This is a genomic window from Kocuria sp. KKT182 (genome assembly GCF_055635395.1).
On record NZ_JBVMVZ010000003.1, the window covers coordinates 42,489 to 54,689 of the forward strand.

General features: G+C 66.1%; 14 protein-coding genes. 6 read left to right on the forward strand and 8 right to left on the reverse strand.

The annotated features are described in order from the left end of the window. Positions 1-3: 3 nt before the first annotated feature. Together ACZ2G1_RS19235 and ACZ2G1_RS19240 are read right to left on the reverse strand one after the other, a co-directional pair. Complete coding sequence (locus ACZ2G1_RS19235) at positions 4-486, reverse strand: regulatory protein RecX (RefSeq protein WP_336650631.1); 483 nt, start codon at positions 484-486, stop codon at positions 4-6. Next, positions 467-751: a hypothetical protein gene (locus ACZ2G1_RS19240; protein ID WP_470377949.1), complete on the reverse strand. Its 285-nt coding sequence runs from the start codon at positions 749-751 to the stop codon at positions 467-469. Before ACZ2G1_RS19240 ends, ACZ2G1_RS19235 begins: the two co-directional genes overlap by 20 nt. Before the next feature lie 548 nt (positions 752-1,299). Here ACZ2G1_RS19240 and ACZ2G1_RS19245 point away from each other — a divergent pair. After that, on the forward strand, positions 1,300-1,986 hold the full coding sequence (locus ACZ2G1_RS19245) for a hypothetical protein (protein WP_470377950.1): 687 nt from the start codon (positions 1,300-1,302) through the stop codon (positions 1,984-1,986). A gap of 147 nt (positions 1,987-2,133) precedes the next feature. On the opposite strand, the gene ACZ2G1_RS19250 is transcribed toward ACZ2G1_RS19245, so the two are convergent. Next, on the reverse strand, positions 2,134-2,427 hold the full coding sequence (locus tag ACZ2G1_RS19250; RefSeq protein WP_470377951.1) for a hypothetical protein: 294 nt from the start codon (positions 2,425-2,427) through the stop codon (positions 2,134-2,136). Between the two features lie 183 nt (positions 2,428-2,610). Between ACZ2G1_RS19250 and ACZ2G1_RS19255 the strand changes: the two genes are divergently transcribed. Beyond that, positions 2,611-2,916, forward strand: coding sequence for a DUF4193 domain-containing protein (locus ACZ2G1_RS19255; RefSeq protein ID WP_470377952.1), 306 nt, complete (start codon positions 2,611-2,613; stop codon positions 2,914-2,916). Positions 2,917-3,020: 104 nt separating this feature from the next. Here ACZ2G1_RS19255 and ACZ2G1_RS19260 read toward each other — a convergent pair whose 3' ends face one another. Both ACZ2G1_RS19260 and ACZ2G1_RS19265 read right to left on the reverse strand, forming a co-directional pair. Next, on the reverse strand, positions 3,021-4,259 hold the full coding sequence (locus ACZ2G1_RS19260; RefSeq protein WP_470377953.1) for an ABC transporter permease: 1,239 nt from the start codon (positions 4,257-4,259) through the stop codon (positions 3,021-3,023). Further along, the gene (locus tag ACZ2G1_RS19265; RefSeq protein WP_470377954.1) at positions 4,259-5,209 is read right to left on the reverse strand and encodes an ABC transporter ATP-binding protein; all 951 of its coding nucleotides are present in this window, start codon (positions 5,207-5,209) and stop codon (positions 4,259-4,261) included. Before ACZ2G1_RS19265 ends, ACZ2G1_RS19260 begins: the two co-directional genes overlap by 1 nt. A gap of 460 nt (positions 5,210-5,669) precedes the next feature. Between ACZ2G1_RS19265 and ACZ2G1_RS19270 the strand changes: the two genes are divergently transcribed. Next, complete coding sequence (locus tag ACZ2G1_RS19270; RefSeq protein ID WP_470377955.1) at positions 5,670-6,611, forward strand: hypothetical protein; 942 nt, start codon at positions 5,670-5,672, stop codon at positions 6,609-6,611. A 32-nt stretch (positions 6,612-6,643) separates the two neighbouring features. Beyond that, on the forward strand, positions 6,644-6,967 hold the full coding sequence (locus ACZ2G1_RS19275) for a PadR family transcriptional regulator (protein WP_470377961.1): 324 nt from the start codon (positions 6,644-6,646) through the stop codon (positions 6,965-6,967). Positions 6,968-7,235: 268 nt separating this feature from the next. Here ACZ2G1_RS19275 and ACZ2G1_RS19280 read toward each other — a convergent pair whose 3' ends face one another. From ACZ2G1_RS19280 to ACZ2G1_RS19290, 3 genes are all read right to left on the reverse strand, one after another. Continuing rightward, positions 7,236-7,958 (reverse strand): HNH endonuclease family protein, encoded by a 723-nt coding sequence (locus ACZ2G1_RS19280; protein ID WP_470377956.1) that lies wholly within the window; start codon positions 7,956-7,958, stop codon positions 7,236-7,238. 262 nt (positions 7,959-8,220) lie between these two features. Beyond that, entirely contained in the window at positions 8,221-9,081 is an 861-nt protein-coding gene (locus ACZ2G1_RS19285; protein WP_470377957.1) for a hypothetical protein, read from the reverse strand. A gap of 228 nt (positions 9,082-9,309) precedes the next feature. Next, the gene (locus ACZ2G1_RS19290; protein WP_470377958.1) at positions 9,310-9,891 is read right to left on the reverse strand and encodes a dihydrofolate reductase family protein; all 582 of its coding nucleotides are present in this window, start codon (positions 9,889-9,891) and stop codon (positions 9,310-9,312) included. Positions 9,892-10,429: 538 nt separating this feature from the next. On the opposite strand from ACZ2G1_RS19290, the gene ACZ2G1_RS19295 reads away from it, so the two are divergent. Next, entirely contained in the window at positions 10,430-11,401 is a 972-nt protein-coding gene (locus ACZ2G1_RS19295) for a helix-turn-helix domain-containing protein (protein ID WP_470377893.1), read from the forward strand. A 182-nt stretch (positions 11,402-11,583) separates the two neighbouring features. After that, positions 11,584-12,165, forward strand: a complete 582-nt coding sequence (locus ACZ2G1_RS19300) for a flavin reductase family protein (RefSeq protein ID WP_112254718.1) — start codon at positions 11,584-11,586, stop codon at positions 12,163-12,165. The last annotated feature ends 36 nt before the right edge of the window (positions 12,166-12,201 follow it).

The window sequence follows — 12,201 nt, forward strand, 5'->3', positions numbered from 1 at the left end:
GTTCTAGAACAGGGTGGGATGGTCAGGGTCGATGCCGTGCACGAGCTCGCGCACCAGGTCCTCATCCCACCCATGGGTCTTGAGCTCCTCGCGCAGCTGCCGGGAACGCACCGATCGCTCCGCACGGGACAGCCGGCGCCACCGGGCGGCGGTGGCCGAGGGCATCCGACCCTTCATCGCCCGGTCGGCCATGTTCTCCGACCGTGTCCCCAGCAGCAGGTGCGTCGAGGACTCCAGGGTGGCGTGCACGCACAGCGGGACATCGCACCAGTGCAGCGCGGTCAGACCATCGATCGCAGTGAGGCCACCGTGCACCGTGGCCAGGGAGAAGCGGTGGGCGGCGACAGCTCGTTGACCGCCTGTGGTGTTGATCCAGAAGCGGCCGTAGCCGTCATCGCTGATCGCGCCCACCCACAACCAGCACGAGTCCGGGGCCGGTCCTTTGAGAACGTGGGAGTAGAAGCGCTCAACGTCGGAGGAACGCACGACGGGCCTCCGCTTTATGGACAAGCACCAGCAACAGTGCGGTGATCAACGCACCGACACCGATCGCCGTCCAGGTGAAGTCGTTGGCGCCGACCACAACCCAGACCATGAACAGGTACGGGGTGATGGACACGGTCCCGGCCAGCCGGTGCCGCAGCACCGAGGGCATCGGAATGATGCGCAGGAACCAGTGCGCCACCGCGTGACCGATGCGGTAGTACAGGCGAACCCACCACAGTAGATACGGGATCAGAATGCGCGGCATCAGGCCTCCTTCTCGCCGCCTGCCGGTGGCGCCTCGCGGCAGTTCGGAAGCTGCGCCAGGTGGTACGTGGGGATCCTTCCCTGGGTGGGGACAGGCATGTTCTACTGTGGCACGCTTCAGTGGCCTGACGTGGTTTCCGAGGCCGGCGAATAGGGCATCGCCTCGGGGGATTCCAGCGCCCTTGGGTGGCGCAGCCTTACGAGACGAACCGGTCAAGCCCCCGGGATGAGCCATCCGGTACCCAGCGCAGTCCCGCCGACCGCCGCGGAACCACACCAGAATCGGTCCGACGGGAGTTCAAACAGATGCAAGAACACGTCCTCAGCGAACGCCGATAATCTGCGTTATGTAAAGTCATTAGGACAAACTGTCCGAACCTCGGTGTCCGTGGCCGACCGGAATCTGCACAGTGGCACCCCGGACCTCGCCCCTCCCCACGGGCAAGTCAGACCAACGTCACCTGATTGCGCGGCAGTTCCGCACTGGGGGCGTTCCCCATCATTACGCATGATGCGTGAACAATGGAGGGACAACCACGAGGAGAGCCTATGACTGACACCCCCGACGAACGGGACGCGGGCAACACACCCGGAGAGGCGGAAGCGACACCCCCCAAAATCCGACGCAAGTATCCGGCCACCGGAATGAAGATGAGCCGCGTTCGCGAAATCCAAAAGCTCATCAAGGATGGGCGCGAGCACGAAGTGCCCCCCGAAGAGCTTCACGAGGCACAAGAAGGTTCTCGCCAGCTACAGGAAAGCATGAATCAGCTGGGCGAAAGACTGGCCCCGGATCTGTCTCATCTGCAGGATGCAGCACGCAGGATCACCGCTCGGAACCTCAACCTGTCCCAAGGGAACGCCTCGTCATGGCTGGAGCCCGAGAAGATCGAGCTCCTCGCGCACCAGCGCCCGCCTGCCATCGAGCCTCCTGACCTGGATGGGATTGCCGAAAGCATGGCAGAGGCCCAAGCCGAGAAGAACGCGCAGGTGAAACGCGCCCAGGACACCGCGGACGAGACGAACAACCTATTGATCGAGCTGACTACGTTGATGGCCAGCGTGGAGACCAGCAATCGCAACACGGAGCGCGTCACTGTCGAGATCAAGGCCCATCGAGAGCAGGCGGCGGCCCAGCAGGCTAAGCAAGACAGGATCAACGTGCTTTTGGCCGTGACAGCCGTCTTGGTCGCTGCGGCGTCCCTTGTCGTTTCGATAGTCACTGGCGCCAGCTAGTAGGGCAACGTCACTGCTCACCCCGGTGGCCAGGCACGAGTCGCAACCCTTACCGCAATGCCGTTCTCGCAGATGTCCGCTAACCGGCCTTATGTAAAGTAATAAAAATGCAGGGTTCCCCGCAGCGAGTGGAACGGCCGTGGGCATCTACCGCATACTTGGGCGCATCTGCGGTGATGGACCGGGGATCACGCCCAGCGACTGCAGGTCGCGTCGACGCGTTTGCAGCTGCGCGTCCATCTCATCGGCCCATCGGCGGGACTGGTGTTCGAAGTTCGATACGAACCCGAGGATCAGCACCACCACTGCGGCCACCAGGAGACCCATTGACGCCGGGTCCGGTGCATGCCCCGCCGCCACCGACGAGCCCAGCCCGATGGTGGCCACTGCCGCGGCGAGCCCGCCGGCACCGGCTGTGACGGTCATCAGTGCGCCTGCCATCAGAGGACCTCCTGGGACTCGATCTAGACTTTAGTCTATTTCATACACCCCGGTAACTTGATGTGCCAACAACTGTGCGAGGGGGCGCGTCACACTCCCACGTTTCCGGAATAGCGGGGCTCCCGTCCCAGTTGTGGTCGGTGCCGATACCCCCTTTCTGCTCGAAGGAGCACGCACCCGACCATGGCCACCGATTACGACGCCCCGCGCACCGCTCCTGAGGACGAGCCGGCCAACGAGTCCCTGGAGGCGATCCAGGTCCAGCGCAGCGCCACCACTCAGACCGCGGTCATCGACGCCGAGGACTTCGACACCGCCGAGGGCATCGACCTGCCCGGCGCCGACCTCTCCCACGAAGAGCTCACCGTGGCCGTCATCCCGGAGCAGGTCGACGAGTTCACCTGCGCCTCCTGCTTCCTGGTCCGGCACCGGTCCCAGCTGGCCCGCCAGTCCGGCGAGACGCGGTACTGCACCGACTGCGAAGGCTGAACCCGCAGACCACTGACGGAACGAACGACTTAGGCCCCGGCGCATCACGCGCCGGGGCCTAAGTCGTTGCCCGCCCGACCACCATCAGCGGTGGCCGGTGGAGGCTACTTCTTCACCGCCACCGGGCGCCGGCGCCCCAGCACGGCCCGGGGGTTGAGCTTGTCGGTGTAGGCGATGGAGCCGTAGCGGAACAGCTGCACCGCGACCCGCAGCACCAGCACCCCGAGCACGAACAATTCGGCGATCACGATCCCGGCCGTGAGCGGGTCGAGGGTGCCGAAGCCGTTGCGCAGCATCGCGGTCACCGGGGCCGTGAGCGGGAAGAACGTGAACACCTGCACGATCAGCGCACCGGGGTCGGAGATGATGAGGCTGATGGCGTAGAAGGGGATGAACATCGCGAAGATCAACGGCCCGAAGATCACCCCGGCGTCCTTGGCGGTGGGCATGATCGCCCCGATCGCCACCAGCACCCCGGTGAACAGCACGAACCCGCCGATCAGCAGCAGCACCGCGACGACCATGGTCCCCGGATCCAGCCGCAGGGTTGAGAGGTCGAGGTCGGGGATGTTCAATCGGTCCCGGAAGAAGACGTAGCCGATCCCCACCGGGGCCAGCAACACCAGGATCTGCACCACCCCGACGGCGAAGACCGCCAGGATCTTGCCCATCACCAGGGTCGTGGGGTTGACCGTGGTGAGGATCATCTCGGTGACCCGGTTCTCCTTCTCCTCCAGGGTGGAGTTGAGCATCTGGTTCGACAGCATCACGATCACCAGGAAGAACACCACCAGCAACCCCAACGGGGCGATGGCCTCGGTGAACCCACCGGTGACCTCCCCGTCACGGAAGATCGTGGACTCCACCAACAGGTCCCCGGCCGCGGCCGCGGCCAAACCCGGGTCCCCGATCTGCTGCTGGGCTGCGGTGGTCAGCAGAGACTCGGCCACCGCCTCATAGGCGCCGTTGTCGAAGAGCCCCCGATCCGCCCCGGTCACCTCGATCGGGGTAGTGGCCGGGTCGTCCGGGTAGGCGAAGTAAGCATCCAACTCCCCGGCCTTCACCGCCTCGATCGCCGCAGTGGGGTCGGTGACGGGTTCCCCGCCGTAGCCGGCGGCCAACTCGTCCGGGATCGTCCCGGAGGCGTCCGTGTAGGCGAAGGCGAGCTCGGCCTCGGCCTGGGCGTTCTCGGATTCACTGATCGAGGAGTTGGAGGTGAACGACAGGGCGAAGATGATCGCAATGACCACCGGTACGGCCAGGATCGCGATCCAGAACCCGCGCTTGCGCACGGTCCGCAGGAACTCGAACCCGACCACGGTGGAGAGGTTGTGCTGTGCCATCAGACCCCCACCCCCGCCATCTCGATCTCGGCGTCCTGGAGGCTGTCGGCGCCGTAGACCCGGATGAAGATCTCCTCCAACGAGGTCCGGGCGGTGGTGAACCCGGACACCGGGACACCGGCGCCCACGAGCTCGGTCAGCACGGTGGCCTCATCGGCCCCCGGCGCCGGGGCGAGCTCCGACATCTGCCCCTCCCCCGACGGCTGAGTGCTGGCCACGGTGTAGTGGTGTGAGGCTGGTATCACACCGGTGTGGGTGACCCGGTAGGTGGTGCCCCCGAACTGCTCCTGCACGGCCCGCACGGTGCCGTAGGCGTGGGAGGTGCCGTCCTTGAGCAGGATCACCCGGTCGCACAGTCGTTCGACCTCTTCCATCTGATGAGTCACCATCACCACTGTCGCCCCGGCGCGCTGTTGGTCTTCGATGATGTCCATCAGCAGCCGCCGGTTGACCGGGTCGAACCCTTTGGTCGGCTCGTCCAGGATGAGCAGCTGAGGGGTGTTCATGATCGTCACCCCCAACTGCACCTTCTGCTGCTGGCCCCCCGAAAGCTTGTCCAGACGGGCGGAGGCTTTCTCGGCCAACCCAACCCGCTCGAGATACTCCAGCGACCAGGCTCGGGCGGCGGCCTTGTCGAGGCCTTTGAGCCGACCGAAGTAGGTCATCGTCTCGAGCACCGGTTCCTTCTTGTACAGCCCCCGCTCCTCCGGCAGGTACCCGAGCCTGGCGCCGTCGGCGGGTTCGAAGGTCTTGCCGTTGATGTGCAGTCTCCCGGCGGTGGGCTGATAGATCCCCAACAACGCCCGCAGCGTCGTGGTCTTCCCTGACCCGTTGGACCCGAGGAACCCGAAGGTCTCCCCCGCGTGCACGTCGAAGGACAGGTCGTTGATGACGGTGGTGTCCCCGAACATCATCCGGAAGTTCTCGATGTGCACCAGCGATTCCGTCATTGCGCCTCCACTGTCGTGCCTGCTACCACTGCTGATCTTCCGGTCCCGTCACCCTTCCCAGAACCGCGCCATGAGACAGAAATCCCGAGGCCGTGGCGAGAGCGCGTCAGCGGCTTCCGCACAGCCCTACCCGATCTGCGCCACTCCTGAGAAAGGTGGTGTTCTCTACTGCCTCTGTCAGCCTCTCGCTCCTCCGCACGGGCCCTGGGGTTCTCTTAGCGTCTGTGAACTTCCAGCCTAGAAGTCCTTGTGCCTCCCCTACCTCCCCCGCCAGGGGGATCATCCGGAAAGTGTTCCCCGGGGCCAGCCGCTAACGAGGCCGTAGGCAAAGCGTTGCCAACACCACCACCCCTCTGGTTGTATGTAGGTATATTCTCGACCTAGATACGAGGTGGCCGGTATGGGCGTAGATCAGTGGTCAGCGGAGGACCAGGGGTGGGCGACGCGCTACCGCACGGTGATGACGAGTAAGCACGTCCCGGCGTCCTCGCTCCAGGAACGTGAGCAGGAACTGCTCGACGCGGTCCGGGCGACACAGACCCCCGCTGCCGAGCTCTTCGGTGACGCCACAGCACTGGCCATCGAGGATGCCGCCGAGCTCGCAACAGCCGACGAGGAGATCCGGACCTCCCTGGGCGCAGGACTGCGACCGGTGCTGCGGGAAATCGGAGGCAGGCTGACGGGCATCGGCGCTGTCGCGGTGCTGCTCATGGTCCTACGTTCCGGGTGGTCGATCGACGTGGACATCGCCCACGCCCTTGTCGCCGCCAGTGTGCTCCTCGTGTTCCTCGGATGGGTGGTGCTGCGAGCTCTCTTCGTGGCCGGCCGGCCGGGGTCAACGATCAGCGTCACTGTGGTCCTCGGCGCGGTCGTCGTGGCGGGAATCGCCCTCGCGGCGAATCTGGGGTCCGGGCACTACGCCGCACGTGATGTCCCCGTACTACTGCTGGCTGCGGCGATGCTTGCCCCCGGGGTGGTCCTGCTGATGGTGTCCCAGCGGATGCCGCAACAGGAGCTTCGCCAACAGTGGAGCGATGAGCAGTGGATGCGTCGCTTCGCCAGCGGTCTGCGCGCCCGCCTGATGCCCTCCCCAACCGCCCGGGACCACGTCACCGAGATCGAGCACGCCCTGGAGCTCGCCGGCACCTCGGCCTACACCGAGTTCGGGCACCCGCTGGTGTTGGCGCGCGATCTGGCCGCGACCAACCGTGTCGCTCGTACCCGGCGCTGGTGGCTGCTCACTCTCACCGGCACGTTCGCACCGCTGCTCATCGCCGCCCTCATCGCCACCAGCCACAGCTGGGGGGCGTTGACGATCCCGGTCGTACTGGCGTTCGTGCTGTCCGCGGCCGTGGCTCTGGGCACCGCCTGGGGCGACCGACCCTGGATGACCAGGCGATGAGCCTCCCCGCGTGGCAACGGGCCTCACTGCCGATGCTCATCCTCCGTGTGCTCGCGGTGGCACCACGGCATGGGTACGGCATCTCCCAGGCACTCGTCTCGGCAGGACTCCAACCCATCAAGGGAGCCCAGCTCTACCCCGCCCTCGGACGACTCGAGGACGACGGGGCGATCACGGCCCAGTGGGAACAAAGCGGACCGGGCCCGGCACGGAAAGTGTACGAACTGACCACCACAGGACATGAACACCTCCGCGACCTGAGCAACCAGTGGCAGGTCTTCATGACCGCAGTAGACACCCTGAGCGGCCCTGACCGAACCGCGACTTCCGACAGCTCACCCCCGGACACGACATAGCACCGCCGACACCTGAGCTCGTGAGGGATGCTCGCCGGACTTCCTGCGGCTGAGTGCCCGAGAAATGTCCACATGTAAAGCAATGGGTGTTTACCGGCCCGCCACTGGCCTCCGACTGACGCACTTGTCGCTTCGTCGAATGTGGATGAGGGACTATCGCTCTCATTGTGAAGGGCCATGTCCATGTTGAGTGGTTCCCCGTCGGCGCAGCGCTGAGCGGGCCGAACAGCGTTGCGGTGTCCGGCCCGCTGGCACCCAGTGAGCCCGGTCAGGCCTTGGCGACCTTGATGGTCACGTTGGGGCAGGCCGCGGCGATCCGGGTCAGTGCTGCCTTTTCCTTGCTGTCGACCTTCAGGCCCCAGCGGATCTTCACCGCCGCCCACTCCCCCACATAGGCGCAGCGGTGCTTGGGCGGCATCCACTCTTCCGGACCGCGGGCCTGCTTGGTGGAGTTCAGCTTGGAGGTCTGGGCGCTGAGCGTGCGGTGATCGCCGAGGTCGTTGTAGAACGCCACCCGCTTGGTCTGACTCCAGCCCCTCGCCCCGGAGCCCCAGGCCTCGTGCACCGGCACAGTGTGGTCGATCTGCACGGTGGTGGCCGAGGTGTGGGTGCGCCCGTCCCAGGTGGTGACCCACTTGCCGCCCTTCACGGTGCAGCGCTTGGTGGTGGTGAAGCTGGTCTTCACCTTGGACTCGTTCTGCAGCACCTCGGCCCGGGTGTTCTGGCAGTCCTTGTTGGTGTCTTTCCAGTCGCCGAACTGCTTGTCCCGGTTGTAGCCGGCGTTGTTCTCGGCCGCCACAGGCAGGGACTTCACCGCGGTGCGCAGCGGGGCGCTGTAGGTGGTCGCCGCCTGCGCCGGCGCCACCCCACCGGTGAAGAGCAAACCCGCCACGACCGTGGAGGCGGCTGCGGCACGCCACCCCGCACGGTGCGCGCCCGCCGTGGGTGAGGACGAGGTGGAGCGGGTGCGTGAGAGCAGAGCGAAAGGCATGAGGAGCCTCCAGGATTAAAGGGATCGGGGCGCCTGGATCGGCGCCCCCTCATGCTGGCATCACGAGAGCAAATAGCACCGATGTGACGTCGATCCACCGTCTGCGCAGGTGAGGGCGATGCTACTGACCCGTAATAGGCGGTCCCCGGGCGCCACATCCACCTGCGGATCCACCCCACCGCAGGCATACAGTCGCTGCCTGTACCCCCTGCGCAGGACAACCCTCGAGCGACCGCTGCAGCAGAGAGGAGCGTAGTGCCGGTCAGGTCACCGGAATCAGGTGACCGTCCGGGCCTTCGCGCACGTACCGGAGATCGGCCGGGTCCGGCCACTGGTCAAGGAGCTCCTCGACAACGTCGATCGCGCTCTCATCCTCATAGTGCGCTTCGTCGGCGAAGTCGATGGCCAGGTGGGACAGCTTGCCCTCCAGGAGCTGGAGGCTGATCTGCAGCTGCGTGCCATCAGCTGCCTGGTACCGGGCCCGCACGGGGTAGGTCTGCTGGTGGGGCACCACGCGCACCACGTCGTCGGGCACCTGGAACTCCACGGTGGCGGAGAACCCCTCGACGCCGTCATCGAAAAAGGACTCCTGCGCCACCGCCAGCTGCCCCAGCAGCACCCGGGCCTCGGCGGTGTCCGTGGCCTGCAGAATCCCATGGACCACCTCGCGCACTTGAGGTGTGAGCGCCCGGGTGCGCACCGACTCCTCCCCCATCTCCAGGGCCTGGGCCTCGGCGCGGGCAGCGGCACGGTCGACGGCGTAGCCCACCAGCACACTGGCCACCGAGGCTGCGGCCAGCCACCGCCGCGGATGGCGCACCCCGGCCCTCTCCAGCCGGCCCACGATCCGGGCATCCAAGTTCTCGGAAGCATCGGAGAGAGCGAGCACCGCGGATCCGGCGGCTGCACCGGCCACCACGTTGGCCGGCACCAGGGCGGTCCGGTCGGTGGTGACACCTGCCCACCACGCCGTAGTCGCAGCCACCCCCGCCCGGTAGACCCGTCGACGTGCCGGGCTCAACCGCGACGGGTCGATCAGACTCAGTGCGCCGAAGAGGGCAGCCGAGGTCGCGCCGAACACCGGGGAGACCGGATCAGTGAACCTGCTCGGGGCAAGATGCATGGGGGCGTCCTTTCGGGTCAATGGTCTTCACCCTACGCATCACCAGCACCTCCCCGAGCGTGACAGCTGCAGCAGATGGCATCAGAGCTGCCTTGATGGCCGCTATCGGCCCATGTGTAAATCGGGAGCGGAGACACAGTCAGACACCATCTGCCTGCGCATCAGTCCCGAGGCCCGATCTTGGGTCACCGTTGGCAGTGGGCCTCGTCGCGGACCCGCTCGAATCGGTCAGCGGCGCACCCGATAGCGCAGGTGAAGCACCCGGTGGCCCTGAATCACCACGTCGGGATCCTCCAACAGGTGCTGCGCGCGGACCGACCCGAAGTAACGCTTGCCGGAACCGAAGACGACGGGTACGACGTCCATGCGCACCTCCTCGACCAGGCCCGCGGCAAACACCTGGCCCCCGACGTCGCCGGCGGCGACCTCGACGATGCGCTCACCGGCGAGCTCCTGCGCCTTGGCCACGGCTGCCTCGACGCCATCGACGAAGTGGAACGGCGCCTCGGGGTCCCACCCCGCGGGCGCCGGCCGGTGCGTCACGACGATCACGTGGTCGACTCCGCCCGGAGGCTTCCCGTCCCAGCCCTCCGTCATGTCGAAGACGTGGCGGCCGACAACGGTCGCCCCGATCTGGTCCCAGTACGGCCTGGTGTAGTCGTAGGACTCTTGCGACACTGTCAACGCCCCGCTCTCGTCCAACGGCACGTCACCGCCGAGCAACCAGTCGAACAGCGGCCCGGGCTGGTCGTTCTCGTCGGCGATGAAGCCGTCCACCGACACCGAGCTGTACATGACCACCGCGCCCACGGGCCCTCCTCTGCTTTCGGGTTGGCCGCCGAACTAGCGTGCCTTCAGCTGTCGCTCTTGGACGAAATCTATCGGCCGGCAGCGGCCGGCTGTCCAGCACACGGCCGGGATGTTCGCGCAGAGACCCCAACTGCAAAGTCGTTCCCGTGGACAATGGCCGGTAGCCGGCCATATGTAAAGCAGAGGGCTCCAAGGTGCTGTTGCAGCGGCTTCCTGCTTCCTGGATGCCATTGCAGGGGAAGGCCTGGCGGGTCTGACCGTCCGGACGGAGGCCGCTTCCGGGACGGGGACGTCGCGCAGCATCAAGAAGGGTATGCATCCGCTGATCGGCAGCCATGACCACTTTCTTAGGCGAGCCGGGGCCCGGCCCGAAAGCGCTCGGCGCGGCAGGAGGCCTCGAGAGCGCGGACGGCGCAGCCCACGGACGTTGGCGACCGAAGCCCCGGGGATAGTTGGCCTGGCAGTGGTTTGAAGCTCTTGGAGTCTCTATAACTGTGGGAGTGCCGTATCTCACACGTTCGCCGGAAGGGGTGATGCAGTGACAGAACCTCAGGGCGTCCAGCTGCCCTCGGGCTTGGTCAGTTTCTCGACGGCCCAGATTCCCGCCAGTCACCGCATCGAGTACTGGGAGTCCCACAACGCCAAGGCGCTCATCGGCTTGGACATCCGCACCCTGGAGAACGCCCCTCTTGTGGCGGAGGAGGTCAACCTCTATTTCCCGGCACTGCGGTTCGCCGGGGTGAGGGGCTCGTCCCAGATCGTGGAGCGATCGGAACGGATCATCGCTGAGCATCCGACCGGTGATGTGGCGATTTTCTTCGCCCTGAGCGGGGAGGCTTTTTTCTACCACTCCACGGGGATGATCCTGCTCCGGCCCGGCCAGGCGGTGCTTTACGACGCCGACCGGCCGTTCGTACGCGGGTTCTCCCGCGGCTTGCAGGAGCTGGTGCTCACCGTTCCGCACGAAGAGTATGTGCGCTTGACGCACGGAAAGCCCTTGAAGGAGCCGGTGGTCTTCAATTTCGCCCCGGGCGGGGGGAGCCCGGGGCAGGACCCGGCGGCTACGAGTTTGGCCTCGCTAATCAACTCCGCTCTGCGCCGGCCCCAGGAGGACCCGCACCGGGTGGAGCAGGAGGCCTTCGGGCTGGTGGAGCGGTTGTTGGCTCGCGCCACGGACACTGGACGGGATTCGGCCTATCGACGGGCGGTGCAGGAGATCGAGCACCGTTTCGCCGATCTTGCGCTGGACCGGGCGCAGGTCGCAGCGGCCGCGGGGGTGAGCGAACGCCAGCTCTCCCGCCTGTTCGCCGCACAGAACAAGACGTTCGCTGATCATCTGCAGGCTCACCGGTTGCAGGCCGCGGAGGCCCTGTTGGTATCCGAGCCCCGTACGACGGTCGCCGAGATCGCCCGCCGGTGCGGCTTCGCCTCACCGTCGCATTTCGCCCGTGTCTTCAAGGCTCGCACCGGGGTGAGTCCGCTGGAGCTCCAGCGCGCAACGGAAGCATAGACCACGCACCGATTCCTCCTTCGTCTCAATACGACGGTCGGAGATATCACGATGGCCTGCCCGGGACATGGCCTGTCCCGCAGAGGACAGCCTCTTCATGGTCGCCATGTGATGCAGAACACTTCTGGGCATGACCGGACGGCACCGCTGTCCGGTGCACGACCCAGGAGGAGGACGATTTCATGAGCGAAACCGCTGCAGCCGAGCAACAGTCACCGGCCATTGACGCCCATCAGCTGCGCAAGGCTTTCGGCAAGTTCGCCACCGGGGTCACTGTGGTGACCTGCCGGACCCCGGACGGTACCCCGCACGGGGCGACCGTCAACGCCTTCACCGCGGTGTCCCTGGACCCGCCCCTGGCCCAGGTGACCCTAATCCGCGGGAATAAGGCCTCCCAGTACCTCGAGGATGCCCCGTTCGCGATCAACATCATGGCCGCCGATCAGTTGGCCACCTGCTTGCACTTCGCCGGCAAGCCCATGAAGGACGCCCCCGCCTGGCGCTCCGATGAGGGCATCCCCGTGCTGTGCGGCAATGCGGCGACCATCGAGTGCAAGCCCTGGCGCATCTACGACGGTGGTGATCACCTCATCGTCATCGGCGAGGTCATCGACCTGCAGATCAACGAGGCCGACCCCCTGCTGTTCGTCTCGGGGAAGTTCCGTGAGGTCGGCGGATTCTCCGGGGGCAGCCCGTGGGAGGCCTCCGGGGACAGCATGGCGATGGGCTGGTTCGAGGGTTCCACCTCGTTCCCGTCCTTCTGATTCCTCCGTCACTTCCGTTCCGCACCGTTGACTCAC

What these genes read in the sequence shown, in the direction of transcription:
- ACZ2G1_RS19275 (WP_470377961.1), top strand. Translation starts at nt 6,644, where the DNA reads ATGCTCATCCTCCGTGTGCTCGCGGTGGCACCACGGCATGGGTACGGC.
- ACZ2G1_RS19250 (WP_470377951.1), bottom strand. Translation starts at nt 2,427, where the DNA reads ATGGCAGGCGCACTGATGACCGTCACAGCCGGTGCCGGCGGGCTCGCC.
- ACZ2G1_RS19240 (WP_470377949.1), bottom strand. Translation starts at nt 751, where the DNA reads ATGCCGCGCATTCTGATCCCGTATCTACTGTGGTGGGTTCGCCTGTAC.
- ACZ2G1_RS19245 (WP_470377950.1), top strand. Translation starts at nt 1,300, where the DNA reads ATGACTGACACCCCCGACGAACGGGACGCGGGCAACACACCCGGAGAG.
- ACZ2G1_RS19255 (WP_470377952.1), top strand. Translation starts at nt 2,611, where the DNA reads ATGGCCACCGATTACGACGCCCCGCGCACCGCTCCTGAGGACGAGCCG.
- ACZ2G1_RS19300 (WP_112254718.1), top strand. Translation starts at nt 11,584, where the DNA reads ATGAGCGAAACCGCTGCAGCCGAGCAACAGTCACCGGCCATTGACGCC.
- ACZ2G1_RS19280 (WP_470377956.1), bottom strand. Translation starts at nt 7,958, where the DNA reads ATGCCTTTCGCTCTGCTCTCACGCACCCGCTCCACCTCGTCCTCACCC.
- ACZ2G1_RS19285 (WP_470377957.1), bottom strand. Translation starts at nt 9,081, where the DNA reads ATGCATCTTGCCCCGAGCAGGTTCACTGATCCGGTCTCCCCGGTGTTC.
- ACZ2G1_RS19260 (WP_470377953.1), bottom strand. Translation starts at nt 4,259, where the DNA reads ATGGCACAGCACAACCTCTCCACCGTGGTCGGGTTCGAGTTCCTGCGG.
- ACZ2G1_RS19265 (WP_470377954.1), bottom strand. Translation starts at nt 5,209, where the DNA reads ATGACGGAATCGCTGGTGCACATCGAGAACTTCCGGATGATGTTCGGG.
- ACZ2G1_RS19270 (WP_470377955.1), top strand. Translation starts at nt 5,670, where the DNA reads ATGACGAGTAAGCACGTCCCGGCGTCCTCGCTCCAGGAACGTGAGCAG.